We start from the raw sequence: 26,099 nt of genomic DNA, 5'->3' as shown, positions 1-26,099 counted from the left end.
AGATTTGTAAGTATTATGTGTTCGGATAGTATTATGAGAAATGGGTCTTTGCAATTGAATTTTCATGAAAAAGCCAGTATCATAATGAAGTAGTTTAAATTAAGACCGATATTATATAGATAGGATGTTGATGGCTGTGAAAATGATCAAGGTACACGGTTCTGGTAACGATTTTTATTTATTAGATCAAACACAATTTCAAGCACCGTTATCGGATGCGGATTTGAAGCAACTGGCAATTAACATTTGTAAACGTGACGGCGCTGGCTTGTACGATGGTGCTGATGGGGTGTTAGTTGTCGATAAATCAGAACATCCGCAAGTACTTGGTCGGATGCGAGTCATTAATGCAGATGGGACGGAAGCCAGCATGTGTGGTAATGGCTTGCGAACCGTTGCTCGTTATTTGGGCACCCAAAATAGTCAGGAAGATTTTCGCGTACAGACGATGTATGCTGATTTGAAAGTGCAAGCTGTCGCCGATTTTGATGCGCATGTCCCGGCCTATAGCGTTGAAATCTCGCCCGTAACGTTTGATGCCCAGACGCTCGGAATGCACGCTAACGATGATGCTACGACGATTATCAATGAGAATATTCCGGCATTGTCAGCCGACTTAAAGTTCTCAGCCGTTGCTGTGCCTAACCCCCATTTAATTGCTTTTGTGGACCATGCTACGTTAGTTGGTCCTGAATTGGGCCGTATCGGCAAGTGGATGAATGATGGTCAAAATCAAATTTTTCCAGATGGAGTCAACGTCAGTTTTGTTGAAATCTTAGGGCCAAATTCAATCTTTGTGCGGACGTTTGAACGTGGGGTTGGCTTTACCAATGCTTGTGGAACCGCCATGTCGGCTTCTTCATTGATGTACGTTTTATTACACCAAGAAAGTACGGATTTTAATCAAGAAATCCACGTCACTAATCCTGGTGGGATGGTCAAGACGGTCGTTCATCAAGGCGCTGATGAAGAATACTGGATGGAACTGATTGGCAACGCGACGTTTGTCCGGATTGTGACCTTGCCACTAGAAGATGCACTTCAGGGCGATTATAGTCCCGCCACGGCGACGGAAACTGGTGAACAAACTGCGTACGAGGACTTTGTTGCTAATTTAGCAAAGGTTTAGTAAAAAAAGACAACCGCTGCTTGATTCAAAGTGTGATTGGGATGGGTTAATGGGCAATGCTGATTGTCCGTTAACCCATTTTTTTGCGAGGTTCGTTAAAATTATCGTAATCAGTCAGTTGAAAATTGCAATCAGTCGTAAAAATCGGTATCCTTATTGAGAGAGCAGACACTGAAAGGGGTTCTTGATCAATGACATTTGAGGAACGGGTTCAAAGTCGCAAGTTGGTCTATCAAGGTGGCTTAGTACAAGTCGAACGTCAAGAAGTGACCTTGCCGGATCAAACGACCGCAACGCGTGAAATTGTACGGCACCAACCAGCTGTTGCAATGTTGATGATAACCGCGCAACGAAAAATGATTGTTGAACAGCAGTGGCGGGCAGCAACCGGGGGTCTGACCATTGAAATTCCGGCTGGCAAAGTTGAAGCTGATGAAACGATAGATCAGGCCGCGGTTCGGGAATTGAATGAAGAGACGCGGTTAACGGCTCAGCATTTAGAAGCCGTCGCCCAATTTTATACGTCGCCGGGCTTTACGGATGAATTAATGAAATTGTACGTTGCCACTGGACTAGCAAAGGTGACAACGGCGCTACCGCAAGACCCTGATGAACAAATTGGCCTCATTAAGCTAGATTTACCAACGGCGATACACCAGGTCCAGACTGGTCAGATTCAGGATGCTAAAACTGTGATGGCGATTTGGTACTGGCAAAGTCACCCTGAGTTAGGAGTTGAGGGATAGTGGCAGATGATGATCGGGTCACCAGACAGCAATACCGCCAACAACGTAGCTGGCCTACTGGTGACGAGACTCAGGAGCAACAACCGGAACCGGAAGAAACGAGTGCTTCTAGACAGGCGTATGCTGCTGAGAACAACCGGGCCGTTGAGGAAGCTAAGACCAAACGGTTGGCCCGCAAATTAAATTGGGTCATTGCCGGGTTGGTCGTTGGTATTATTATTGTTTTTTTAATCTTATTTTTAACACCATAGAAAGTAGGCGCTAGGGTCACATGAAATTTGGAATTATTTGTGCGATGGAAGAAGAACTTAAAACGTTACGGGACGCATTGCAAGATGAAAGAATCGTTAATATTAAGGACATCACGTTTTATGATGGAACGATTGACCAACAGGAAGTCGTGTTAGTTCAATCGGGTATTGGTAAAGTTCAGGCTGGTATGACGACGGCTTTAATGATTACTAACTTTGACGTGGACGTGGTCATCAATTCCGGTTCCGCTGGTGGTATCGGGGCTGGGTTGCATGTTGGCGATGTTGTTGTAGCTAAGGCAACTGCTTATCACGATGTTGATGCGACGGCTTTTGACTACGAATATGGTCAATTACCACAACAGCCGCTATACTACGAAACAGATGCCAATTGGGTAAAGCAAATCATGGCGGCAGCCAAGGCAACTGGTTTGAATGCCAAGACTGGACTGATTGTTTCGGGTGACCAATTTATCGCGGGTAAGGCGGCTACCGATAAGATTTTAGCACACTTTCCAGAAGCCCTATCCAGTGAAATGGAAGGCGCCGCAATTGGTCAAGCTTGTCACCAGTTCAAGACGCCATACGTAGTGATTCGCGCGATGTCCGATGTCGGTGATGAAAATGCCGGTGTTAGTTTTGACGAATTTATCCTGGAAGCGGGCAAGCAGTCCGCAGCGATGTTACTTGCATTATTTGCGGCACAAAATTAGTCAGATGTATCGCAGCGATGCTAATAACTAAGAATTATTTAGAAGGAAGTATGATGTAATGAAGCAAGTGTACCTAGACAATGCGGCAACGACCCCAATGGCAGCGTCCGTTATTCAGACGATGACTGATCAAATGACGAATACGTTTGGCAATGCCTCAAGCACCCACGCATTCGGTCGGGCCGCCCGTGAAGTTTTAGACGATAGTCGGCACGTGATTGCCCAAAGCATTAACGCAGCTGACGATGACATTATCTTTACCAGTGGTGGTACGGAAAGTGATAATACGGCGGTGATGCAGACCGCGTGGACGCGCCAACAGTTAGGCAAGCATATTATTACGACGGCAATCGAACACCAAGCGATTCTTAAATCGACTGCTTTTTTGGCAGAACACGGGTTTGAGATTACTTATTTACCCGTGAATGAACAGGGGCAAATTAGTCTGGATGATTTGAAGGCGGCACTACGTCCTGATACGATTCTCGTCTCAATCATGACCGGGAATAATGAAGTTGGTTCACAGATGCCAATCCATGAAATTGGTGAATTGTTGAAGGATCACCAGGCATGGTTCCATACCGATGCAGTGCAGGCCTACGGGTTGTTGGATATTGATGTGCAACGGGATCATATTGATATGTTGTCCACCTCAGCACATAAAATCAATGGGCCTAAATTCTTGGGCTTCTTGTACAAACGCAATGGCATTAACTTTCCCAGCTTCGTTAAGGGTGGCGAGCAGGAAGATAAGCGCCGTGCCGGTACTGAAAATATTCCGGCAATCGCGGGCTTCGCCACGGCTGTGCAAGAACTGACTACCGCTGAGAAGGCCCACCGGCAGGCTAAGTATCGTGAGTTCAAGCAATACATCGTTGACCAGTTAACGGCTAACGGCGTTGATTTTGAAGTCAACGGCTCCCTCGGTGAGCATAACTTGCAACACGTTTTGAACTTATGGATCAAAGGGGTATCGACCTATACAATGCAAACTAACCTGGACTTAGGTGGTGTCGCAGTTTCTGGGGGCTCCGCATGTACGGCGGGGAGCCTGGAACCATCACACGTTTTAATTGCAATGTATGGTGAAGACTCACCCCGGATCAGCGAGTCGATTCGGTTGAGCTTTGGTCGCTATACCACTAAGACTGATCTGGATCAGTTTGTAACGGTGCTGACGAAGACGACGCAGCGCTTATTAAAAAAGCAGGGGGGCGTGACGATGGCATACACAACAACGGTTAAACTAGATGGGGATACTAAGACGTATACGCTGAGTCCAACGGTCAAGAAATACACGTTGATGGATTTGGGTTTTGTGAAGGGTCGCTCGGGCGCGTTTAGTTTTGAACGTTCCTTGGATCCCACTTCACCCTATCAGGCGGCTTTCAAGCTGAAGATGACAGTCAATGCGGATTTGACTGGGTTTAAGATGACGACGGTAACGGGCAATGGTGTCCAACGGGCAAATATTTTCAAAAATGACGCCCATCCGGAAGCTGTTGAACAATTACGGTATATTTTAGCTAACTTTATTGAACGGGATGTCCTCACGACGGACTAATCAGGGAACGCCTGGCTTGCAGCCGGCGTTTTCTTTGTTATAATGGAACTTACTGGACTTGTACGACCTTCAAATCGTGGATTCTCCAGAATCTTTTGGAAATGATGGTGAAAAGTATGACTGATCACAGTAACACGCGTGTCGTTGTCGGCATGAGTGGTGGTGTTGATTCATCCGTCGTGGCTTTACTCTTGAAGCAGCAAGGTTATGACGTGGTGGGCGTGTTTATGAAGAATTGGGACGATACGGACGAAAATGGCGTCTGTACCGCGACCGAAGATTATAAAGACGTTGCCAAAGTGGCAGATAAAATTGGGATTCCTTATTACTCGATTAACTTCGAGAAGGAATATTGGGACCGGGTCTTCACGTACTTCTTAGACGAATACAAGAAGGGCCGCACACCGAACCCCGATGTTATCTGCAACAAAGAAATTAAGTTTAAGGCGTTTTTAGATTACGCGATGGATTTAGGGGCGGATTACATTGCCACTGGTCACTACGCACGGTTACAACATGATGAAGATGGCACGATGCACCTTTTACGGGGCGTTGATAGTAACAAGGACCAAACTTATTTCTTAAGTCAATTAGATTCAAAAACCTTACAAAAGGTCATGTTTCCACTTGGTGAGATGGTTAAGCCGGATGTGCGCAAGTTAGCTTTAAATGCCGGTTTAGCAACGGCCAAGAAGAAGGATTCCGTTGGGATTTGTTTCATCGGCGAAAAGAACTTCAAGGAATTCTTGGGCCATTACTTACCTGCAACACCTGGTAAGATGATGACGTTTGACGGCGAAGTTAAGGGCGAGCATGCTGGCTTGATGTATTATACGATTGGTCAGCGCCGTGGTCTTGGCATTGGTGGCGATGGTGAGGATAACGAGCCATGGTTCGTGATTGGTAAGGACCTCAAGAAAAATATTCTGTATGTCGGCAAGGGGTACCATAACCCACACTTATATGCCACGTACTTAAAGGCTTCTGATCTTCACTTTGTAACTAACGAGGATTTAGGTAATGATTTCCATGTAACAGCGAAGTTCCGTTACCGTCAGAAGGATTCCGGCGTGACTGTTCATTTTAATGATGACCACACTGAAGTCACGGTAACCTTTGATGATCCGGTTCGGGCGATTACGCCAGGACAAGCGGTGGTTTTTTACAATGGTGAGGAGTGTTTAGGCTCTGGTATGATTGATGCTGCTTATAATGATGAGCGTGTCTTGCAGTATGTTTAATAGTTAATCGATGGTCCGCTAATCAAGTTTATCTTGATTGGCGGTTTTTTAATGTTGAAATAGCAAACAAATAGCTAATCGTTGATTATTCAGCTATTTGCTTAAATGTAGTTAGACTATCGATTGTTAGCTCATTGGTCATCAGTTATATATTGAAATATGTTAATTAGTTAGATTGATGGGTGGCGGCACATACATGTCTTATTCCAACTAAGCATCATTTGGCGTAGCAAGCACAGTTTTCAGCGGCACCGAACACATTTCGGTGAACCACTTGAATTAAATAGTTGGCATGCTACCGTCCTGAGTGGAATGAAGTCCGTATAAGTGCTTAAATCTGACTTGCTTTTCTTGATAGGGTTGATTAAGCTAAATGGAGTATGATCAACGCGAATCGGAGGTTAACATTGATTGTGACGGTTAAGTTGTTGTAGGATGGAAGGATTATGAAAAAATTAGCACATTTTAAACTTTTTGATACGCTATCTAAGAAAATGGTAGCTGGTTTTATTATTTTAATTTTAATTGGTACTGGGTTGCTGAGCTTGCCATGGGCGACCCCTGCGAATGTCCAGACCTCGTTGATTGATATTTTATTTACGGCAGCGTCAGCCACCTGTATTACTGGGCTGACAGTGGTCAATACCGCTGCTCATTGGACGACATTTGGGCAACTAGTTATTTTGGGCCTTTCCGAAGTGGGGGCTTTAGGGTATATGACGTTTGCGGTGCTACTATTTAATATTATGCGGCGTCAGATTGGGCTTTCAACACAGTTAATGGTCAAAGCTTCATTGAACTTAGAACGGTTGAGTGATACTAAGAGTGTGATGAAGTACGTGGTCGGACTCTCATTGCTCTTCCAATTAGGGGGCTTAGGCTTATTGGCGCTTGATTTCGTGCCACGCTTTGGATGGCAACATGGACTGTATGTCTCTTTATATCATGCGGTCATGTCATTTTGTAATGCCGGTTTTGACGTCTTTGGCGATAGTCTCCAAGGCTTCCGTAATGATCCTTACGTGTTGATCGTAACGATGATTTTGATTATTGCCGGGGGACTCGGATTTTTGGTCTGGCGCGACTTATTGTTGTACCACACGCGCAAACGGTTGACCTTAAATTCAAAATTAACATTACTGACGACCCTTAGCCTATTTGTAATTGGCTTTATCTTGCTGCTTGTTACTGAACGAGATTTGAAGTTACTGCCAATGGGGATGTCGTGGGTTAATCGTACGATCAATACGCTGTTTTTAAGTGTTACACCGAGAACCGCGGGATTGATTACCATGCCGACACAGGGGCTACAAGCGGGGAGTTTATTTGTAATCATGATTTTGATGTTTGTCGGCGGTACGCCAGGTTCAACGGCCGGCGGGATCAAAACAACAACATTTGGCGTGCTAATGTTTCAAAGTATTGCACAATTACGCGGTCGGCAAGATGTTGAATTCAGTCATCGACGCTTTAGTCAAGAAAATATTAGTCGTGCACTGATGTTGATTTTTCTGGCTAGTATTGTGTTAACGGTGGCAACTTTGATCTTGACACAAACGGAAAAAATTCCCAAGGGTTTCGGTTTGGAATACGTCTTATTTGAGGTGCTATCGGCTTTTGGGACGGTCGGACTTAGTTTGGGATTAACGCCGCATCTGAGTTTGATTGGCAAGATTATCATCATGATGCTGATGTTTATTGGTCGGGTCGGTATCTTCACCTCGCTATACGCGTTATCTAAACGTCAGGCGAAGGTCAACTTGATTCGTTATCCGGCAGAAAATATTTTGATTGGCTAGGAGGCAACTTATGAAGAAGAGTTTTGCGGTATTTGGCCTTGGACGATTTGGCGAAAGTGTTGTTCGGACATTGGCAGCTGCACATCAAGATGTCTTGGCTGTTGATATCAAAGAGGAACCGGTCAATGAATTGATGGAAGTTGCGACGCAAACGATGATTGCAGATACCCGGGATGAAGAGGTTTTGCATGATTTAAACGTTGATACATTTGATTACGTGATTATTGGCATTGGCAATAATATGGAAGCTAGCATCCTTACAACTATGTTAAGCAAGGAGCAGGGGGCTAAAAAAGTTATTGCTAAGGCTGAAACCAGTGATCAGGGCCGGGTGCTTGAGCGAGTGGGTGCGGATCAAGTTATTTTTCCGGAACGTGATATGGGGCAAGGAATCGTACGTAAATTACTTTCAAATCATATTTTGAGTTTCATTGATCTGAGCGATGAGTATACCTTAGCAGCCATTGAAATTACTGACCCGAATTTTGTTAATCAAAATTTGATTGATTTGAATATTCGCCAGCGTTTCGGGTTGACGGTAATTGCAATCAAACATGGAAAAGACATCAATGTTTCACCCAAGCCAACCGATATGATGGCCTTGCACGATGTTGTAACGGTCGTCGGGCCGATTAAGAGCGTCAATGCGCTCGATGAGGCGTTAAAAAAATAAGTGAATTAATTCAAGTAAGCGTCAGGCTAAAATAGCCCTGACGCTTTTTATTAGCATGTAAGTCTTGTTAAGTGGTATTAAGCCACTCGCTGTCAGGATCAGCAATTAATACGGAAAGTTAATGAATCAAAATAAAACACACGGTTTCGACATATGTACATGCTAAACTAATGTTGGCGTCAGGGGAAGAGGACGGTGAAAGCGGAATCATAAAGTAATTAGTAAACTAATATGACAACTGAGGTTTGAGAAGGAGGAAGTAACATGCGAGTTTTTAAATTAATGACGGGATTGAGTGGTGGTGTTACGGTACTATCACTTATGTTAATGCCAATTGCAGCTTTAGCGGCCGGGCCTGGGACAGCGGAAGGTAACTTAACGACAGTTTCATCTGGCTATGTGGCCGATAGTACAGGCAATGCAGAAGCTTTATCTAATGCGCAATTTACAGTTATGCCCGGCGAGTTAACGTTAGATGCTGTGCCAAACATTGCACTGGGTTCAACTAATGTTAAAGATATTACTTCGGCAGGTGCATCTTTAAATGCAACGAGTGCCAACACATCTGGTGGCAATGGTTATGATGGCAATGGTAGTGGCAATCTGAGTGTGAGTGATTATCGTGGTAACCATGCTGGTTGGACATTAACGGTTGGCATGGGCCCGTTTAGTTCGGGGCCAGCGACAATCGACTCGGCGACGTTGAATTTAAATATGAGTAAGGGAACGGTTGATAACAGTAGTACAGCAGCGCCTACAGCACTATCCCTAAATCAGAGTGAGGTCACAAACGGCTGGGTTGCAAGTCCCCAAACGTTATGGAATGCAGCTGCAAATACTGGTGAAGGTTCGAATACGGCGACGACCGCGACGAGTAGTTCGTTGCAAGTTGGTAAACAGGCCAACATCTCTGCTGGAACCTATACGGCGACGCTTTACTGGACGTTACAAAATACACCAGCCGCACCTAAAGCGGCATCATAGGATTTGATTAAATATGATTTGTGAGTCGTTAATTAGATATTAAGTGGCGTGGGGGTGTTTAGAATGCGATGGAAACAAATCGGTCAGTGGTGGGTATTAGTGCTGGCATTGCTGTTAGGAGGACTTTTAGGTGCACTTCCTAGTCAAGCAGCAGCGAGTACACCGGCATCGGGTTTTATTTTGACACCCCTGCTGCCCAAGGATCAATTAGATAAGCAGGCGGGGTACTTTAATCTAAAGGTGACTCCTGGAGCGACCCAAGTGTTTAGAGTATCGGTCAGCAATCCTGGCAAATCGGCCATTACGCTTCAAGTGACGCCGGTTAACGCAACGACTTCGGACGCGGGCAATGTGGCCTATGTACCTTCTGATCGGCATGATCCGTCGGCAACGACGACATTTACTGATATGACGACGGGCGGCGTAACCGTCAAGCTAGCTGCTCATCAGGCTAAGACCGTTACGTTTAAAACAACGATTCCTAAGGCCGGTTTTAAAGGAGAAGTCTTGGGTGGGCTTTTTGCCACCAATCCAACGGCGAATACGGTGCGGCCAACGACTAGTCAAGGTTTCATGCTGAAGAATCGTTATGCGGAAGTAACAGCAGTTGCGTTGTGGTGTCAACCGCAAGTGACGATTCCAGTAAAATTAGCGCTTGATCAAGTTAGAGTGACACCAACTAATGGGCAACCAATGCTTTTTGCCAAACTCCGTAATCTGACGCCAACACTTTTTGGTCAACTTAATATTCAGGCTCGGGTTATTCAACGCGCAACCGGAAAAATCATTACAACTCAGCAGCTGAAATCAGGCTCAATGGCGCCGAACAGTTGGTTTAATTATCAGGTGGCGCTGGGGACTCAAAACTTAGCCGCGGGAAAGTATCAGCTGAAATTACAGTTGACAAGTGGTCGCCGAGTGTGGAATTTTACTCGTGACTTTACCTTAACTGCACAGCGGGCCGAACAACATAATCGCCATTTGGTTGGTCCGCGGAAAATCAATTGGTGGTTGTGGGGCACAGTTGCTTTGACGATCCTCTTGGTGCTTTTAATAGCAGCTTACTGGGTCGGGCAGCGACGTTCGCGTAAGGAGTGAGAGATGATGAAAAAGTTAATCAAGACTTGCTTCTTAGTGTTAATGAGTATGTTTATCAGTATGGACGTTGTTACGCTTGCGTTTGCTGCTAAGACACCACCGCAATCACCGAGTACACCACCAAGTTCGATCATCGGCTTAAATTTGTCAGGTGGTTTTTCACAACAACCCATCGATACGAATGTGATTGGGGGAAGTTCGGTAACGCTGTCGGTACGCGCGCAACGGAGTGCACTTGAAGCAACTACCAGTCTGCTGAGCAGCCGTAAATATGTTTGGTGGCAGTCGACGGATGGTGGTCAAACCTACCAAAATGTTGGCACGAATAGTCGAACCTATACGTACAATGCCCCACAAGTCACAGCAACAACGTCGGTGTATTTTCAGGTTCAATATGATTTCTCGGGAGTTGGCGCCTTTCCAGATTACTGGTCAAAAATTGCTAAAGTCACTGTAACGCCGGAGCGGGTCGTGACGACTGGAATTAAGGTCACCAGTGATGACGAGTGGTTGAATAACGCACAGTCAACGATGGTGCACGCGGCCTTGACACCAGAAGATGCAACGGATCCGGTGACCTGGACAAGTAGTGATCCAGCCCTAGCGGATGTGGATGAATATGGTAATGTAACCGCGGCTGATGCGGCTACTGACAATTCAGGGAAAGCTGATGATCACGGAACGGTGACGATTACTGGAACATCCAACGGTCTAAGTGATAGTGTCAAACTGTTGATTGGTGCGCTTCAGGACGTGACGGTCATGGAAGGGACACCCGCAACCTTTACTTTACCGACATTGCCAGATGGTGTTACCGTAAATAACTGGTATCGTGTCAAGGACGGTAAAGCAACCGCATTGAACGTGACCGATACTAGTTATACGGTAACCGTGCCTACTAATGCAGATGACGATGGGACCGCCTACTATGTTAGTCTAAGTTATCCGGTAAACGGCAAACCGCAGACTGTAACAACAAATGCGGCGTTATTAACGGTTAAAAGTGGCGGGCGGCTATCACTGACTGCCGTTCCTAATTTTAACTTTGGGACAGTCACACTTGGAACACTTGCACAAGGAGCCACCTTGGCAACCAGTACGATACCAGCGGCGGCCGGAACGGGATATGATGGTAACAATGATTACCGGTTGTCAGTCGCTGATGAACGAACAGTTGGGGCTGATTGGCAGTTACTTGCTAGTTTAAGCCCGTTCACGTCCGGAACAGCGACACTCAAAACAGCCCAGTTAGTGCTGAAGGATACGACTGGGATGGTGGAGCGAACGTTACCTGCAGATGGTGCGACCCAAACAGTATATACGCAGACTGGACATCAAGGACAGACGTTTGATGTAACGCCAAGCTCCTTATACTTACCAGCAATGCCATTGGCAGCTGCTGGTGAGTATCAAAGTACGATAACGTGGACTTTGGCAATTGTCCCGGTTCCTTGATGAAGGTGGTGGTAAGTAGTGTTCAAGCGCTACTGGCCACCATTTTTTTGGTTGCGCCTAAAATTGAAGGTCGCAGGACAACTGTTGGTATCGACATGGGAAGTACCGATTAAGGATGGCTAAATGGCAGTCAATATCATTAGTTTACATAACTATATTTTTGCTAAGCAATTGCAATTTTATGCGCTGAGATTAATAACCAGCAAGCGGCATTGCGGTAAAACAGTTAAGGATCATTTAGATTATTAATGTTTTCGGTTAAAACATTTTAAAATTGATTGATAAAATTCGTGAACAGATTTTGAAAATCAACCTGAAAACTGTCATAATATATAGCGTAATACGCGTTGGACTAGTCATGGCTTGACATTAATCATGATTAAAACATGTTAATCCATAAGGTCAAAAACAACGAGCTTAGCTCTGTGTGATAGTGTGCTTCTAGCCCTGTTTACCAATCGATGGAGTGCGATGGATACAGACTTGAGTCTTAAATACTGTTCTTTCAATAACCAAGCATAACCCCGTTGCTAGGATTTCATCGCTAAACATTGTCAGAAATATCTTCCAGTTGGGCTAGCTGTTGAATGGCAAATAGTGGTGTGTTCAACTGTAGGTAGGTAAGTCGTTGTTTTCAGACAGTCGTGATTTTAAGAGTCACCTGTCAGACTGACAATAATTATAATAGCTCAGTTGCCGTTCAATCACGAGGACAGTGCTACTGAGCTAGTTAAGATTATTGTTAATCAGCATCGCTATCAGTTTGACACTAAATTTAGTATTTAGAATGATAAATAAGGAAGTAAGCAATTGACAAAATTATTATTTATTCGTCATGGAAAAACGGAATGGAACCTGGAGGGGCGTTATCAAGGCTCTCAAGGGGATTCACCATTGTTACCGACAAGTTATCAAGAAATCCATGAATTAGCAGCAGCTTTACAAGACATTCATTTTAGTCACATCTACGTCAGTCCGCTAAAGCGGGCACGTGACACGGCAATGACCTTACGCCATGATTTAACGCAAACTGACTTACCACTGACCGTACTAAGTCGATTGCGGGAATTTAACTTAGGAAAAATGGAAGGAATGGCCTTTACCGATGTTCAGGCTAAATACCCAACTGAATTTGACGCCTTTCGAAATCATCCTGATCAATATGATCCCACGGCGATTCAGGGAGAAAGCTTTCAACAATTATTGAAGCGAATGACTCCGGCCATCAAACAAATTGTTCAGGCTAATCCACGGCGTGATGATAATGTCCTAATTGTTAGTCATGGTGCCGCCCTAAATGCACTGGTCAATTCGTTATTAGGGGCAACGTTAGCAACTTTGCGCCAACGTGGGGGACTATCAAATACGTCCACCACAATTTTGGAGACTCGGGATCGTGGGCAGCAGTTCAAATTATTAGATTGGAACGATACATCGTATTTGTCGCGTCGTCCTGATGCAACTGATACGATTTAATATAAAAGAAAGAAGTGGCATGAATGGCAAAAGCATCACGTCCTGACAAGGCTGAACAGCAAGCATTAGTTCACCAACTTATCGGTGAAATTGACGCACAACCGGAAGATTATCATGCTTATTATGAGTTAGTTGTTTTGTTAACGGTCGGTCAAGATTTTGAACAAGCAGAAGCATTAGCGATGAAGGCGTTAGGTAAGTTTGACCAACAGCAGCCAGCCACGGACTTATTACGCTATGCCTTAGGGAATGTGTATTATCAAGCGCAAACTTATGATAAGGCACTTCCGTATTATCAGCAAATTACGGATCATAAATTGAAGAATGATGCCTATATGATGATGGCACAGTCTTTAATGGCAAAGCACGATTACCAACATGCCTTAGTCTGGGCAATCACAGTACAAGAAGCCCGTCCAGATCAGGTTGACGCTAATTTGCTAGTTGCAGATATATTACTTGCATTAGGCAATAATCAACAAGCATCGGATTATTATCAACGTGCATATGCCTTAGATTCACACTCTGGCCGAGCCGCGTTTAACATTGGGCTGACGGCGATGGTTTTGGGTCAACCGTATGCAACTTGGTTTGAACGGGCTAAAAAATTAGATCGCACATATTTTAAAGCCCATCAGCAACAGTTAACGGATATTGAAAAAATGTTAGCTGCCCAAGCAGATGATCAACACAATTAATTGAGGAGGATTTCCGTGGCGGACGAACAAGCAAATTTATTTTCCAACGATGTTGGTCGGGGACCGGTCACACATTTTATTGTCGGTAAAGTCGCTGCCGTCTTTTTTAGTAGTGCTGATAGTTTTTATAAGGTCTTATTAGTTAAAGTGACCGAACAGAATATTGATTGGTCGGAAGATGAAATCGTTGTTACCGGAAATTTTGCTGATATCCAAGAAGAAACGACCTATCGTTTTACGGGCAAACCGGTCACACATCCTAAATATGGGATGCAGTTTCAAGCCGATAATTATCAAAATGAGACACCGACAACGCGTACCGGTTTGATTGCGTACTTATCAGGTAGTGACTTTCCTGGGTTAGGTAAGCGGACAGCTGAACGGATTGTAGATACCTTAGGTGAAGATGCCATTGATCAAATATTAGCAGATCCGAAGGTTTTGAAGCCCATTGGTCTGCGCGCCAGTGTTCAAGCGACATTGATCGATACGTTAACGGTCAATAATGGTCTAGAACAGACGATAATTGGCCTCAATGCGTATGGATTTGGGAGCCGGTTAGCTGCAGCTATTTATGCCCGTTATCAGGGGGAGACTTTAGCTAAAATTCAAGAGAATCCTTACTGTTTAGTGGAGGATATCAAGGGCGTTGGGTTCAAGAAGGCCGATCAAATTGCAGCCCAACTAAAGATTGATCCCCAAGCGGACAATCGGCTAAAAGCGGCACTCTTAACTGAAATTAACGAACTATGTGTAGAAAATGGTGACACCTATACGACGGCGCAACCTTTATTGAATCAAACAATGCAGTTGCTTGAGAATGCACGTAATGTTCAAATCGATCCGTCAAAGCTTGCTGACCAATTGGTTGTACTTGCCAAAGAAAACAAAATTGTGGGCGATGAAAATCGAATTTATTTGCGCGGATTATATGAAGCTGAGTGGCGGGTCGCTGAGCACTTACAGCGATTACTGGCAGCTGATCATGATGAACAATTAACGGCTCACTCAGTTGAACGCGCAATCGAGCATGTCGGTCGGGCTAGCAATATTACTTATGATGATTCGCAGACAGAAGCTTTAAAAGCGGCAATTACGGCACCGGTTTTTCTACTAACGGGGGGACCTGGGACTGGTAAGACAACAATTATTCGTGGACTAGTGGCACTCTACGCGGAATTACACGATGTATCATTAGATATTAATCAATATAAAGATAAGCCTTTTCCAATCTTGCTAGCCGCGCCAACTGGTCGAGCTGCCAAACGGATGGCTGAGACAACGGGATTGCCAGCTAGCACGATTCACCGATTATTAGGGCTAACTGGTCGTGAAGATGGCCCCGAAGAGCCTAGTAAAGAACTCGACGGAGGTCTGTTGATCATTGACGAAATGTCAATGGTCGATACGGTACTTTTTCAGCAGCTATTGACGGCAATTCCGAGCCACATGCAAGTTATTTTGGTTGGTGATAAAGATCAACTGCCGTCAGTTGGGGCTGGGCAAGTCTTTCACGACTTGTTACAATTTGGTGAACTACCACAAATCGAGTTAACAACAATTTATCGTCAAGGCAATGATTCCAGTATTATTCCCTTAGCCCATGCGATCAAGGATGGCCGCTTGCCCAATGATTTCGTGATTAATCAGCCAGATCGTTCGTTTATTGCTTGTAATGCTTATCAAGTCAATCACATTGTCGAACAAGTGGTGGCGCGGGCACAAGCTAAGGGGTTTAGTGCGGAAGATGTCCAGATTTTAGCACCAATGTATCGTGGTATGGCCGGTATTGATCAGCTTAACACCACGGTTCAAAAAATATTCAATCCGCTGAAATCGGCACGTCAAAAACATCTCACTTATAATGGTCAGGATTTTCGAGTTGGTGATAAGGTCTTACATCTTGTTAACTCACCAGAAGACAATGTCTTTAATGGCGATATTGGAAAAATTGTAGGAATTGATCTGGCTAATGATTCCCATAATGAGTCCAAAAAAGATCAAATCACAATTGCGTTTGACCAGAATGAAGTGATTTATCAGCGCAACGATTGGAACCGACTAACCTTAGCATATAGTATGTCGATTCATAAGTCGCAAGGGAGTCAGTTCAAGATGGTGATTCTGCCGTTAGTGCCGCAATTTTCGCGCATGTTACAGCGCAATCTATTATATACAGCTGTTACTCGGGCCGAAAAGATGCTAATCTTACTAGGTGATGTTCAATCGTTTGAGCGAAGTGTTACCAATGAATCAGTTAATCGGCAAACAACGTTGACCAAACGGTTGCAGCAAGTCTTTGGCGGTGACTCAGCGTTGGCAGCGGCTGAACCGGTAGCGATTGGTGAACAGTCAGTTGGATCGATTGACGTCGACGAGAAGGGGTCAGTTGCGAAGAGTGAAACGGGTTCAGATGAAACAACTGACACGTTGGCGACGAATGCTGAGTCGCCAGGACCAACTATTTTGACGCCCGCGTTAGTCAGTGGTGGTCAAATCGATCCAATGATTGGCATGAATGGAATTACTCCTGCAAATTTCATGCCGCAAGTAACTAATTAATCACTAATTGTTAATACCAACTAGGATTGATGCAAGCGGGTCACTGTCAGCTGAGGTCATTTGTAATAAAATTCAGTTGCAGGCGGTTTTTTGACCGCGGTAACTGCTATAATCAAGGTAGCAAATCATCAAACAACTTTTATGGAGGACGTTATGTCAACAGATCAATCTTATGCCAAACTGAAACTGTTTGCCCTGAATTCGAACCTGCCGTTAGCCGAGAAAATCGCACAGCGGGTTGGAATTCCGCTCGGTAAAAGTTCTGTAAAGCGGTTTAGTGATGGTGAAATTCAGATCAACATCGAAGAAAGTATTCGCGGGGCAGAAGTTTTTGTCATTCAATCAATCTCAGAACCTGTCAATGATACGATTTTAGAATTATTGATTATGATCGATGCATTGAGACGGGCCAGTGCTAGTCAAATTAATGTGGTCATTCCATATTATGGGTATTCAAGACAAGATCGCAAAGCCCGCTCACGCGAACCAATCACAGCTAAGCTAATTGCAACTTTATTGGAGAAGGATCGGGCTAGTCGAGTCTTAACGGTTGATTTGCACGCCGCTCAGATTCAAGGGTTCTTCGACATTCCGGTGGATCATTTGTTTGCTGCTCCACTGCTTGCTAGTTATTTTAAGGATCGCGGCATTACTGACAATCTTGTGGTGGTCTCACCGGACCATGCAGGTGTTTCGCGAGCACGTAAGATGGCGGAACTATTAGGTGCACCGATTGCAATCATTGATAATCGTCATCCAGATGATGATAATATTGTTCCTAGCAGTATTATTGGCGATGTGAAGGGCCGCGTCGCTATCGTCATTGATGATATGATTGATACTGGCACGCGATTTGACGTTTCCGCAGATGCTTTAGCGCAGGCCGGCGCAGCGACCGTCTATGGTTGTGCAACCCACGCGATTTTTTCACAGGATGCGGTTGCCAAATTACAGGCTTCTAAATTGGAAAAGGTTATTGTGACTGATACGATTCAAATTCCAGCTGATAAAGAATTTGATAAGTTAGTTCAATTATCGGTTGGCCCATTGTTGGGTGATGCAATTAAACTAGTACATGAACAGCAACCGGTTGATCGATTATTCGATTCACGCATTTAAATGCCTATTTTTTAGCACATTAACTAAGCGGTTAGTTAATGTGCTTTTTAGTTGGTTCGTTGACTGACATAACCGACTATAAATGTGCAATTGGTTATTTGAAGTAATCAAATGATAACGTTATGTTTATGTTGATAAATGTTGATATGTCGGCAAATAGCGTTGCTTTGGTATTGGCAAGCGTTTTTCAAAATAACCGCACAGTTTTGTAAAAAAACGAGCGATTCTAGTTTGTATTTTGATAAATTGTGCTACAATAAAATTATGATTTGTAAAAGCAAATTAAGAATTTCTTAATCTTACGTCAAAAGACGGATTTGTTACTATCGATTTTAATAACTAAGGAGTGAATTAAATGTCACAAGCACATACAACGGGCAAGGTCCTAGCCAGTACGGTTGGTGCCGTTGGGTTATTGCTTGCTACAGGTCAAGCTGCCAATGCTGCCTCAATCACTGTAAAAGCAAATGATACAGTTTGGGGCCTCGCTCAACAACACGGAGTTTCCGTAAAGAGTATTGAAAAACTTAACCAGATTAAAGCATCTGATAAAAATGTCGATTTGATCTATGTTGGTCAAAACTTACAAATTAGTGAGTCAACGACTAAGACGACCACGACTAAGTCAGCAACTAAGAAAGCCGCTGTTAAGGGTACATATACCGTTAAAGCGGGTGATACACTTTGGGCGCTTGCTGATCAGTACAACACTTCTGTGCATGCTCTCCAAACATTAAATGGCCTGTCTGGCGATTTGATTGTGGTGGGTCAAAACATTCAAGTGCCGGGAGCAACAACCAAAGCTACCGCTAAGACGAGTCAAGCAGCAACTACGCCAACAAACGCTGTGTCAGCAACGAGTGCTACTGCGAAGACAGCTACGGTGGCCAGTGCTAGCTCAGTTTCAAGCGCTAGTGATACTAGTCGTACCAGTGCAGCAAGTCAGGATGCTGTCAGTGCCGATACAGCCAGTACTACTAGTTCAACCACGTCAACGGCTTCAGCAGCTTCATCTACAGCGACTGCAACTGTAAAAGTCTCGGCAACAAGTGCGAGTGTCTCGATGCCAACGAGTACGACAACAAGTGCGGCCTCATCAACACGTACGACTAGTTCATCGACTGCTAATAGTCAAGCTACTAGTGCGGCAACAAGTTCTTCCGTAACGAGTAGTGTAACATCAGCTGCCAGCTCAACAGCAACTAGTCAAAGTGACACGACGACTACTAGTGCAAGTAATACAGCTACCACAAGTAGTGCAAGTCAGAGCAGCACCACTCCTACTAGCAGCGCTAGTCAGAGTAGTTCAGCGGCGACTAGTTCTTCCAGTACGACGAGTCAGAGTAATGCTTCTGCAGCCACTAGTAGTGCTAGCAGCTCCGCAAGCAATGCGGCCACGACTAACAATAGCAGTACGACGACTAGTTCGACCAGTGATTTAGCTACTGGTTCAGTAACTGGATTAGCCTTAAAGCTAGCCAGTGCTAACATCCCTTACGTTTGGGGTGGCGCTAGTCTTTCAGGAATGGATTGTTCAGGTTTAGTTTCCTATGTTTACCAACATGCTGCTGGTATTACGTTGCCACATAGCACGGTTGCGCAGGAAGCTTACGTGACGACGCATTCGGTTGCGGACGCTCAGCCTGGGGACATTCTGTTCTGGGGTAACCGTGGGGGGACTTATCACGATGCCATTTATATTGGTAATAATCAATATGTAGCAGCCCCAACTGAAGGTGAAAACGTTCAAGTACAAACAATCAGTTCATACTTTATGCCAAGTTTTGCTGGTACGATTAAGTAAGTTAATATGCTAGTGAAAATCTCAACACTGAATTATTCAGTGTTGAGGTTTTTTATTTGTTTTTTGAATTTTATGATTTAAATTTACTAATATTTGTGGTATATTATGTTTGTCGTTTTTCGATGTGAAAAATTGGACCTATCTATTGTGATAAGGAAGTGCTATCAATGAGTAATCGTTTTGAGATCCTGGAAGAGTATCAAGAGGCTAATACAGAGCTTGACCATTTAAGAGCGCTGGCCGTTCGACAACAGGATCACTCACGGGTTGTGACTATTTATCCACATTTGAAGGAGCGGGTTGGTCATCTATCCCGTAAATGTGAACAACTTGATATGCTTCTGGAAGCAATCAACGCTTCTGAAGACTAAAATTAGTGAGGACTGGTCAACCATTGGAGATGGTTGCCAGTCTTTTTATATTAGTGAATACTCCTTACGCATTGTTCTAGTTATTGTGTAGTATGAATGATGATTAAAACGGGTCAATTAGTTGGATTATGACTTATCAGTGTATGTACATCTTATTCCGACCTCTGGGGCTAGGTGACCATTGTAGGGCACTTCAATATCGATTTGAATTCACATAGTAGGCTTCTGCGTGAATTCAAATATGAGTCTTTTTTTCTAGCCTGAGAACCACCCGGACAAGTTGCCCAACCCCTCCAGTCTCGCCCGTGTGGGGTCATCAGTTGAAGCTGAGCATTGCCACACCATCGATGAATGTGGTCTTGATATTACCATGGGCGTAGCAAGCACAGGTTTGAGTGGCACCGAACGTGTTTCGGAAAGCCGCTCAAATAGTTGGTGAACACTCATGCTACTTGGTGAAAGCAGTCATTTAAAATTTGAATGATGAGTCCTGTAGCAGAAGCAATCACAACTGAATGAGACCGTTTTAACGATTCAGTATAGTATAGATTAGAGTAAAAATTATCGGCGTTTCAAAGAAAATGAGGTTTGACACTGTTAATGATAGAAATTAAATAGTCGTTGTAAGAATTTAACTGTGAATTCTTACAACGACTATTGATTTTTAGATTCATTTTATCGTTTAGGTCAACATGTAGGCTAATTCAGCAAGCAATAAAGCATTTTAATGATGGTTATGAATGCTAGTATCAATCCAAAACGGGTAGGGCCGAGTTGAAAAGTATAGGTCGTAGTTACGATTACCGATACTTTGACCATCCATTTGCCCGATTTCAACTGAATTAACCAGTAAATGCAAGTTAGCATTGCGGTAATGGTGAACGAAGCGGGAGTTAAGGTGGTGACCCCCGAGTAGTAGTAGGATGAACAACCAGACTATAATCCACCAATGAGGCTCCTCGACCACGATCAATTCAAGTTGGTCGTCATGTAGATTCGCCTGTGGCAAAATTTTAACACCACCGCCAAAATAAGGGATGTTTGAAACCGTACATAGAAACGCATGCTTATAGTAATCGCGTTTACGATCAACATGCACAGTCAGTGGAAAGCCTTCCTGTTGCGAATATGCAGCTAACATATTGCTTAGATAGGACCAACGCCCTAATCGCCCTTTTTGTTTACTGCGATTTGTGTCATCGACAATTTGAGCATCAAATCCAAGGCCAACATTGTTGATGAAGTAACGGTGCTCGTTCTTTAAAGTCTCGTGGAAATAACCAACGTTTAACGTGCGGGGACGCATGTTATTAAGTACTTGTGCTAATGCGATTGCTGGATCAGTTGCCATGCCTAATCCACGTGCGAAGTCGTTACCAGAACCACCAGGAATATAGGCAAGGGGAATGGGCTCAGTTTGAGGCACCTGCATGATGCCATTTAAAGCTTCGTTGAGGGTGCCATCACCCCCAACGACTAAAATAACCGAGGTCACATTTGGTCGATGCTGAATAGTTTTGACATACTCAGCCGCGAGCCGAATGGTGTGACCAGCGTATTCAGAAACTCGGTATTCAAAATGAATCTGACGTTGCTCCAGTATTGGCTTGATGGTTTCCCAAACAAGCTTACCGTGACCAGAACCAGCAAGTTCATTAATAATAATGTAGTATTCAGCAATCAAAATTACACCTCATATCAGTCTTACACCATAAAAAGCCGGAACGGGATCGTTCCGGCAAGTAGTTAGTTCATAATCAACATTGGCAAGATCATTGGGTGCCGCTCAGTTTTATCAAACAAGAAACTTTGCAGGTCATCAATAATTGCGTTGCGGATGGTTGCTTCGGTCGCTTTATCTGACTTCATCTTACGGCGAATCGTACGGAAGACATGGCGCCGAGCTTCGTTGATTAAATCACCAGATTCGCGCATATAAACGAAGCCACGTGATAGAATATCTGGACCAGCTTGGATCTCTTTCTTCTTTAAGTTGATTGTAGCCACGACAACTACGAGGCCTTCTTCAGAAAGGACTTGGCGGTCACGTAGTACAACGTTACCAATATCGCCGATACCAGAACCATCAACGTAAACATCACCGGCACCAAAATGTCCAGCGACCCGTGCAGAGTCCTTGGTAAAGGCCAAGACATCACCATTTTCAAGGATAAAGCTATGGTCCAGGGGAACACCACACTGTTCAGCCAGTTCCGTATGAATCTTTAGCATTCGATATTCGCCATGAATGGGCATAAAGAACTTCGGCTTCATCAGGCGGAGCATCAATTTTTGTTCTTCTTGACCACCATGCCCAGAGGTATGAATGTTATTAACTTTACCATGAATAACGTTTGCACCGGCTTCTTCCAGTTCATTAATGACATGGTTGACACTTAACGTATTACCGGGAATTGGTGAACTGGAGAAGATAACTGTATCACCAGGTTCAATTGAAATCTGACGATGGGTCCCGTTCGCAATTCGTGATAGGGCAGCCATGGGTTCACCTTGAGAACCAGTACATAAAATCATCACTTTATTCGCTGGCAATGATCGTAAATCATTGGCATCCACAATGGCTTCGTCGGGAATGTTCAAGTAGCCTAATTCGCGACCGTTTACGATTGCGGCTTCCATACTACGACCAAATACGGCAATTTTACGATGGTGCTCAAGTGCCACTTGGGCGGCTTCTTGAATTCGTGAAATATTGGATGCGAAGGTGGCAAAAATGATTCGACCTTCAACCTGTTCGAAAATATGGCGAATGGATTGTGCAACCCAGCGTTCGGACTTGGTCCAGATAGGCCGTTCGGCATTAGTACTGTCTGACATTAATGCCAAGACGCCACGTTCACCGAGGTGGGCCATTTTTTGAAGGTTCGGTGGCTGGTTAGTAATTGGTGTCAGGTCGAACTTATAGTCCCCAGTCTCCACGATCGTGCCAGGTGGTGTTTGGACCGCAATGCCCAGTGTATCAGGGATTGAGTGCGTTGTTCTAAAGAACGAGACCCGGGTTTTACGGAACTTGAGCACCGTATCTTCGTTGATTTCATGTAATTCAGTTGTTTTTAATAACCCGTGTTCCTCTAACTTACCCTTAATTAAGGCTAAGGCTAGGGGGCCGGCATAGATTGGCACGTTGATCTGTTTTAATAGGAAAGGAATCCCACCGATATGATCTTCATGACCGTGCGTAATCACTAAAGCTTTTATTTTTTGCTGATTTGCAACTAGATAAGAATAATCTGGAATAACGTAATCAATTCCGAGAAGTTCGTCTTCAGGGAACTTGATTCCGGCATCAATCAGAATAATCTCATCTTGAAATTGGATACCATAAGTATTTTTCCCAATTTCTCCTAAACCGCCGACTGCAAAAACAGCGGTTTCGTTATTTTTGACGTTTAACCGTTTCATTTATTGAACTCCGTTAGGTGATACTCTGGATTTTTTTGTTCGTAATCCAAGAAGCTACCTTCTAACGGTTCGATAAATTCGATATTGTGATCTGTATTATCTTCCACTAAGGTTCGAGCCTGTACTTCAGTATCTGCTTCGAGATACAAAGATTGGGTCGTTTCCCGTTGTGGGTTCCGTTCTTTGGTTTCTTGGTAATATACTTTGTAAATCATGCGTAAAACTCCTTAATATAAACAAGATTTATTTAGATTCGAAGTGATCTAAATAGATAGCAAAAATAAAAGTTTGATCCGTACACCAGGTTGTGTAAACACAACAATTATCTTACATTTTAGCATAATTTGAGATGGGTGTATACAATGTTAACTTTCTTCAAAAACGAAGCGGTTAAAAGATTTTTTTTTGATGAAACATGCTATGCTAAATATAAGTAAAGAACAAAAAATTCCTAAAATTGTGAACCATTATACAAAAAAAGAATTGGAGGGTTGACGATGCAAACTTGGGTAACGATTATTGGGGGTGTCTTAATTGCGCTGATCGTTTATGAACTGTTACGACGACAAGTCTTAAAACGAGCTGCGTTGAAGATTCGTCGGGCAGGTCAGCGTACTGTTGATAATGCCATGACAGCATCATTTAAAGTGCTTGCCAATGCGATGACAATCCAAGAAGTTGCGGGCGCGATCCATTCGGTACCGGTTGCTGATGTGTGGGGGCGTGGTGTGATGGCCTTTGAGTATGTACTGGATGCACCTGGCATGATTGCAGCTGATTTGCCGGAGGTTCGGCGATTGTTTAATAACCAGTTGCAAGAATATACGATGCACAATCAAATTGTGGCTTTTCATGATGCTGGTCCAGCATTGCGGGTGACGGACACGTGGTTACGTGGTGGTCAGCTACATTTAGATGTTGCCTACTTAATGAATGAAGCCACTCTAGAATATTTAAAAGATCTTCGCCGGTTGAATCCGAGTGTCTCAAAAAAGCAGCCCTGAATAATCCAGAACTGCTTTTTTTGAACGATTTAAGAAATCAGAACTAAATCATCATCAGCGGCAAATGGATTATCGCCATTGATATGATCGTAGAACAAAATTCCATGTAGGTGGTCGATTTCATGCTGACAAACGATTGCTGGATAGTTTTTTAGACGAATTTTTTTCTGCTCACCAGCCACATTATAGTAGCGCAAAGTAATGCGATCGTGACGAATCACGTAGCCGGCAATATCACGGTCGACTGATAGACAGCCTTCGCCTTCAGTCAACGCACCGGGCTGCACGGAATGACTGACGATGACGGGGTTAATGATGACGTCCTTAAAAACCGGTTCATCATCTTCATTTTCACTTGGAACAAGGACCGCGGCCATTTGTTCAGAAACGTCAACTTGCGGTGCGGCTAAACCAACACCGGCACGTAGACCATATTTTTTAGCCAATTCAGGATCTTGGCTATTTTCTAAGTATTCCATCATATCGTTAGCCAGTTTTTGATCAGCTTCGCTTAACGGAAATTTAACTTGTTTTGCCTCCGCACGTAATGTGTGATTACCTTCGCGGATGATGTCGCGCATTTTAATCAATTCCAATTACCTCCAAAATTAAGATCGCGCAATTTACACTTATTATTAGTGTAGCATAAGCCTGAATTAAAAAGTAGCGCTCGGTATGAAAAAGATGAAAACAAAAAATATTGGCAAATTAAATAGTTCACAATCAGTTTAATGAAAAATGCTGACTCTACGGTATTTGGAAGGGCTTGCAAAAGATGAAATGCAATGGTAAATTAGACTTGTAATTATGAAAACGATTATGAACGTGGTGGTAAGCCACAACGTTTGTACGTTCATGAAAGGGATGTGTCATTTATGGACAACGAAAAACCAATTGTTGATTTTGGTGCGATCCGGGATGCACTTGGGAAAGATTTTGAACCCGTGCAAGTATTGGATGGTCAAGCTAAAGTAATCAAACCAGAAATTGTCTCTAAATATTCAAACGAACAACTAGTTGAATTCTTTAAACTAATGTTATGGGAGCGAACGTTACATCAACGTTCCAACGCATTAACACGACAAGGTCGGCTAGGATTCTACGCGCCAACTGAGGGTCAGGAAGCCAGTGAAATGGGTAGTAACGCGGCGATGAAGAAAACTGACGTTTTAATGCCTGCTTATCGTGATATTCCACAGTTAATCCAACATGGATTACCGGTTTACAAAGCCTTCTTATGGTCACGTGGCCACGTGTTAGGCAATGAATATCCAGAGGACTTCCACGCAATGCCACCGCAAATTATTATCGGCGCGCAATACGTACAAGCCGCTGGCGTGGCACTTGGAATCAAGAAGAATGGAACCGAGGATAAGGTTGCTTACACTTATACTGGTGATGGCGGGACTTCGCAAGGTGACTTCTATGAGGGGATGAACTTTGCCGGGGCCTTTGAAGCGCCCGCAGTATTTATTGTTCAAAACAATGGTTATGCTATCTCGGTGCCACGGCGCAAGCAAACGGCCGCTAAGACATTAGCTCAAAAAGCCGTTGCAGCTGGAATTCCAAGTGTACAAGTAGACGGGATGGACTTCCTAGCGGTTTATGAGGTGACTAAGGCTGCTCGTGAGTACGCTGCTGCTGGTAATGGCCCAGTCATGATTGAAACGTTGACTTATCGGTTCGGACCACATACGAATGCTGGGGATGATCCTAAGCGTTACCGGACTAAGGACGAAGAACAACCATGGTTCGATAATGACCCATTAATTCGTTATCGTAAATATTTGACTGATCAAGGTGTCTGGTCAGAAGACCAAGAAAATGAATATGTTGAACAAGTTAAAGAAGACATCAAGGTCGCTGTTAAACAAGCGGATGATGCACCAAAGCAGAAAATGACCGAATTCTTGGGGAATGTCTTTGAAGAACAACCACAAAACATTCAACAACAGATTACGGAATTCCAAGCAAAGGAGTCGAAGTAAC

23 protein-coding genes and 1 pseudogene are annotated in these 26,099 nt (G+C 43.9%); 20 read left to right on the top strand and 4 right to left on the bottom strand.

What is annotated here, in order from left to right:
- Positions 1-130 precede the first annotated feature (130 nt).
- From dapF to RXV91_RS04730, 18 genes and pseudogenes are all read left to right on the top strand, one after another.
- The gene (gene dapF / locus RXV91_RS04815; protein WP_316438904.1) at positions 131-1,129 is read left to right on the top strand and encodes a diaminopimelate epimerase; all 999 of its coding nucleotides are present in this window, start codon (positions 131-133) and stop codon (positions 1,127-1,129) included.
- A gap of 191 nt (positions 1,130-1,320) precedes the next feature.
- Complete coding sequence (locus RXV91_RS04810) at positions 1,321-1,875, top strand: NUDIX hydrolase (RefSeq protein WP_316438903.1); 555 nt, start codon at positions 1,321-1,323, stop codon at positions 1,873-1,875.
- The gene (locus RXV91_RS04805; protein ID WP_316438901.1) at positions 1,875-2,126 is read left to right on the top strand and encodes a hypothetical protein; all 252 of its coding nucleotides are present in this window, start codon (positions 1,875-1,877) and stop codon (positions 2,124-2,126) included. Before RXV91_RS04810 ends, RXV91_RS04805 begins: the two co-directional genes overlap by 1 nt.
- A gap of 20 nt (positions 2,127-2,146) precedes the next feature.
- Complete coding sequence (locus tag RXV91_RS04800; RefSeq protein ID WP_316438899.1) at positions 2,147-2,839, top strand: 5'-methylthioadenosine/adenosylhomocysteine nucleosidase; 693 nt, start codon at positions 2,147-2,149, stop codon at positions 2,837-2,839.
- Positions 2,840-2,897: 58 nt separating this feature from the next.
- Positions 2,898-4,052 (top strand): annotated as a pseudogene (locus RXV91_RS04795) (cysteine desulfurase family protein); the annotation flags it as partial.
- Positions 4,053-4,061: 9 nt separating this feature from the next.
- Complete coding sequence (locus tag RXV91_RS04790) at positions 4,062-4,403, top strand: DUF1831 domain-containing protein (RefSeq protein ID WP_003640843.1); 342 nt, start codon at positions 4,062-4,064, stop codon at positions 4,401-4,403.
- Positions 4,404-4,498: 95 nt separating this feature from the next.
- Positions 4,499-5,644 carry a tRNA 2-thiouridine(34) synthase MnmA gene (gene mnmA / locus RXV91_RS04785; RefSeq protein WP_316438898.1) on the top strand — a complete coding sequence of 382 codons (1,146 nt, stop codon included), beginning with the start codon at positions 4,499-4,501 and terminating at the stop codon, positions 5,642-5,644.
- A 446-nt stretch (positions 5,645-6,090) separates the two neighbouring features.
- Positions 6,091-7,443: a potassium transporter TrkG gene (locus RXV91_RS04780; protein ID WP_316438896.1), complete on the top strand. Its 1,353-nt coding sequence runs from the start codon at positions 6,091-6,093 to the stop codon at positions 7,441-7,443.
- A gap of 10 nt (positions 7,444-7,453) precedes the next feature.
- Complete coding sequence (locus RXV91_RS04775; RefSeq protein WP_021732103.1) at positions 7,454-8,116, top strand: TrkA family potassium uptake protein; 663 nt, start codon at positions 7,454-7,456, stop codon at positions 8,114-8,116.
- A 264-nt stretch (positions 8,117-8,380) separates the two neighbouring features.
- Complete coding sequence (locus RXV91_RS04770; RefSeq protein WP_316438893.1) at positions 8,381-9,100, top strand: WxL domain-containing protein; 720 nt, start codon at positions 8,381-8,383, stop codon at positions 9,098-9,100.
- A 63-nt stretch (positions 9,101-9,163) separates the two neighbouring features.
- Positions 9,164-10,198: a DUF916 and DUF3324 domain-containing protein gene (locus RXV91_RS04765; protein ID WP_316438891.1), complete on the top strand. Its 1,035-nt coding sequence runs from the start codon at positions 9,164-9,166 to the stop codon at positions 10,196-10,198.
- A 3-nt stretch (positions 10,199-10,201) separates the two neighbouring features.
- Positions 10,202-11,653 carry a WxL domain-containing protein gene (locus RXV91_RS04760; RefSeq protein WP_316438889.1) on the top strand — a complete coding sequence of 484 codons (1,452 nt, stop codon included), beginning with the start codon at positions 10,202-10,204 and terminating at the stop codon, positions 11,651-11,653.
- Between the two features lie 810 nt (positions 11,654-12,463).
- Positions 12,464-13,129: a histidine phosphatase family protein gene (locus tag RXV91_RS04755; RefSeq protein WP_316438888.1), complete on the top strand. Its 666-nt coding sequence runs from the start codon at positions 12,464-12,466 to the stop codon at positions 13,127-13,129.
- Positions 13,130-13,152: 23 nt separating this feature from the next.
- Positions 13,153-13,827, top strand: a complete 675-nt coding sequence (locus tag RXV91_RS04750; protein WP_316438887.1) for a tetratricopeptide repeat protein — start codon at positions 13,153-13,155, stop codon at positions 13,825-13,827.
- 15 nt (positions 13,828-13,842) lie between these two features.
- On the top strand, positions 13,843-16,389 hold the full coding sequence (locus RXV91_RS04745) for an ATP-dependent RecD-like DNA helicase (RefSeq protein ID WP_316438886.1): 2,547 nt from the start codon (positions 13,843-13,845) through the stop codon (positions 16,387-16,389).
- Between the two features lie 153 nt (positions 16,390-16,542).
- Entirely contained in the window at positions 16,543-17,508 is a 966-nt protein-coding gene (locus RXV91_RS04740; RefSeq protein ID WP_316438884.1) for a ribose-phosphate diphosphokinase, read from the top strand.
- 355 nt (positions 17,509-17,863) lie between these two features.
- Positions 17,864-19,312, top strand: coding sequence for a LysM peptidoglycan-binding domain-containing protein (locus RXV91_RS04735; RefSeq protein WP_316438883.1), 1,449 nt, complete (start codon positions 17,864-17,866; stop codon positions 19,310-19,312).
- A 167-nt stretch (positions 19,313-19,479) separates the two neighbouring features.
- Positions 19,480-19,683: a hypothetical protein gene (locus RXV91_RS04730; RefSeq protein ID WP_021732094.1), complete on the top strand. Its 204-nt coding sequence runs from the start codon at positions 19,480-19,482 to the stop codon at positions 19,681-19,683.
- A 724-nt stretch (positions 19,684-20,407) separates the two neighbouring features.
- On the opposite strand, the gene RXV91_RS04725 is transcribed toward RXV91_RS04730, so the two are convergent.
- From RXV91_RS04725 to RXV91_RS04715, 3 genes are all read right to left on the bottom strand, one after another.
- Positions 20,408-21,367 (bottom strand): diacylglycerol kinase family lipid kinase, encoded by a 960-nt coding sequence (locus tag RXV91_RS04725; RefSeq protein WP_316438882.1) that lies wholly within the window; start codon positions 21,365-21,367, stop codon positions 20,408-20,410.
- A 62-nt stretch (positions 21,368-21,429) separates the two neighbouring features.
- Positions 21,430-23,106, bottom strand: coding sequence for a ribonuclease J1 (gene rnjA / locus RXV91_RS04720; protein WP_021732092.1), 1,677 nt, complete (start codon positions 23,104-23,106; stop codon positions 21,430-21,432).
- Positions 23,103-23,321 carry a DNA-directed RNA polymerase subunit epsilon gene (locus tag RXV91_RS04715; protein WP_316438881.1) on the bottom strand — a complete coding sequence of 73 codons (219 nt, stop codon included), beginning with the start codon at positions 23,319-23,321 and terminating at the stop codon, positions 23,103-23,105. Before RXV91_RS04715 ends, rnjA begins: the two co-directional genes overlap by 4 nt.
- Positions 23,322-23,603: 282 nt before the next feature.
- On the opposite strand from RXV91_RS04715, the gene RXV91_RS04710 reads away from it, so the two are divergent.
- The gene (locus tag RXV91_RS04710) at positions 23,604-24,110 is read left to right on the top strand and encodes a hypothetical protein (protein WP_316438880.1); all 507 of its coding nucleotides are present in this window, start codon (positions 23,604-23,606) and stop codon (positions 24,108-24,110) included.
- 29 nt (positions 24,111-24,139) lie between these two features.
- Here the strand turns inward: RXV91_RS04710 and def are convergent, their stop codons facing one another.
- A complete protein-coding gene (gene def / locus RXV91_RS04705) occupies positions 24,140-24,700 on the bottom strand; it encodes a peptide deformylase (protein ID WP_316438878.1) in 561 nt (186 codons plus the stop codon).
- Between the two features lie 285 nt (positions 24,701-24,985).
- Here def and pdhA point away from each other — a divergent pair, with 285 nt between their 5' ends.
- Positions 24,986-26,098 carry a pyruvate dehydrogenase (acetyl-transferring) E1 component subunit alpha gene (gene pdhA, locus RXV91_RS04700; protein ID WP_316438876.1) on the top strand — a complete coding sequence of 371 codons (1,113 nt, stop codon included), beginning with the start codon at positions 24,986-24,988 and terminating at the stop codon, positions 26,096-26,098.
- The last annotated feature ends 1 nt before the right edge of the window (position 26,099 follow it).

The organism is Lactiplantibacillus sp. DA1 (genome assembly GCF_032681335.1).
Lineage (GTDB): Bacteria > Bacillota > Bacilli > Lactobacillales > Lactobacillaceae > Lactiplantibacillus.
The sequence above is the reverse complement of the archived record's forward strand: the minus strand, read 5'-3'. Positions and strand labels throughout refer to the sequence as shown.

What these genes read in the sequence shown, in the direction of transcription:
- dapF (WP_316438904.1), top strand. Translation starts at nt 131, where the DNA reads ATGGCTGTGAAAATGATCAAGGTACACGGTTCTGGTAACGATTTTTAT.
- RXV91_RS04810 (WP_316438903.1), top strand. Translation starts at nt 1,321, where the DNA reads ATGACATTTGAGGAACGGGTTCAAAGTCGCAAGTTGGTCTATCAAGGT.
- RXV91_RS04800 (WP_316438899.1), top strand. Translation starts at nt 2,147, where the DNA reads ATGAAATTTGGAATTATTTGTGCGATGGAAGAAGAACTTAAAACGTTA.
- RXV91_RS04790 (WP_003640843.1), top strand. Translation starts at nt 4,062, where the DNA reads ATGGCATACACAACAACGGTTAAACTAGATGGGGATACTAAGACGTAT.
- RXV91_RS04780 (WP_316438896.1), top strand. Translation starts at nt 6,091, where the DNA reads ATGAAAAAATTAGCACATTTTAAACTTTTTGATACGCTATCTAAGAAA.
- RXV91_RS04775 (WP_021732103.1), top strand. Translation starts at nt 7,454, where the DNA reads ATGAAGAAGAGTTTTGCGGTATTTGGCCTTGGACGATTTGGCGAAAGT.
- RXV91_RS04770 (WP_316438893.1), top strand. Translation starts at nt 8,381, where the DNA reads ATGCGAGTTTTTAAATTAATGACGGGATTGAGTGGTGGTGTTACGGTA.
- RXV91_RS04765 (WP_316438891.1), top strand. Translation starts at nt 9,164, where the DNA reads ATGCGATGGAAACAAATCGGTCAGTGGTGGGTATTAGTGCTGGCATTG.
- RXV91_RS04760 (WP_316438889.1), top strand. Translation starts at nt 10,202, where the DNA reads ATGATGAAAAAGTTAATCAAGACTTGCTTCTTAGTGTTAATGAGTATG.
- RXV91_RS04750 (WP_316438887.1), top strand. Translation starts at nt 13,153, where the DNA reads ATGGCAAAAGCATCACGTCCTGACAAGGCTGAACAGCAAGCATTAGTT.
- RXV91_RS04740 (WP_316438884.1), top strand. Translation starts at nt 16,543, where the DNA reads ATGTCAACAGATCAATCTTATGCCAAACTGAAACTGTTTGCCCTGAAT.
- RXV91_RS04735 (WP_316438883.1), top strand. Translation starts at nt 17,864, where the DNA reads ATGTCACAAGCACATACAACGGGCAAGGTCCTAGCCAGTACGGTTGGT.
- RXV91_RS04730 (WP_021732094.1), top strand. Translation starts at nt 19,480, where the DNA reads ATGAGTAATCGTTTTGAGATCCTGGAAGAGTATCAAGAGGCTAATACA.
- rnjA (WP_021732092.1), bottom strand. Translation starts at nt 23,106, where the DNA reads ATGAAACGGTTAAACGTCAAAAATAACGAAACCGCTGTTTTTGCAGTC.
- RXV91_RS04715 (WP_316438881.1), bottom strand. Translation starts at nt 23,321, where the DNA reads ATGATTTACAAAGTATATTACCAAGAAACCAAAGAACGGAACCCACAA.
- RXV91_RS04710 (WP_316438880.1), top strand. Translation starts at nt 23,604, where the DNA reads ATGCAAACTTGGGTAACGATTATTGGGGGTGTCTTAATTGCGCTGATC.
- pdhA (WP_316438876.1), top strand. Translation starts at nt 24,986, where the DNA reads ATGGACAACGAAAAACCAATTGTTGATTTTGGTGCGATCCGGGATGCA.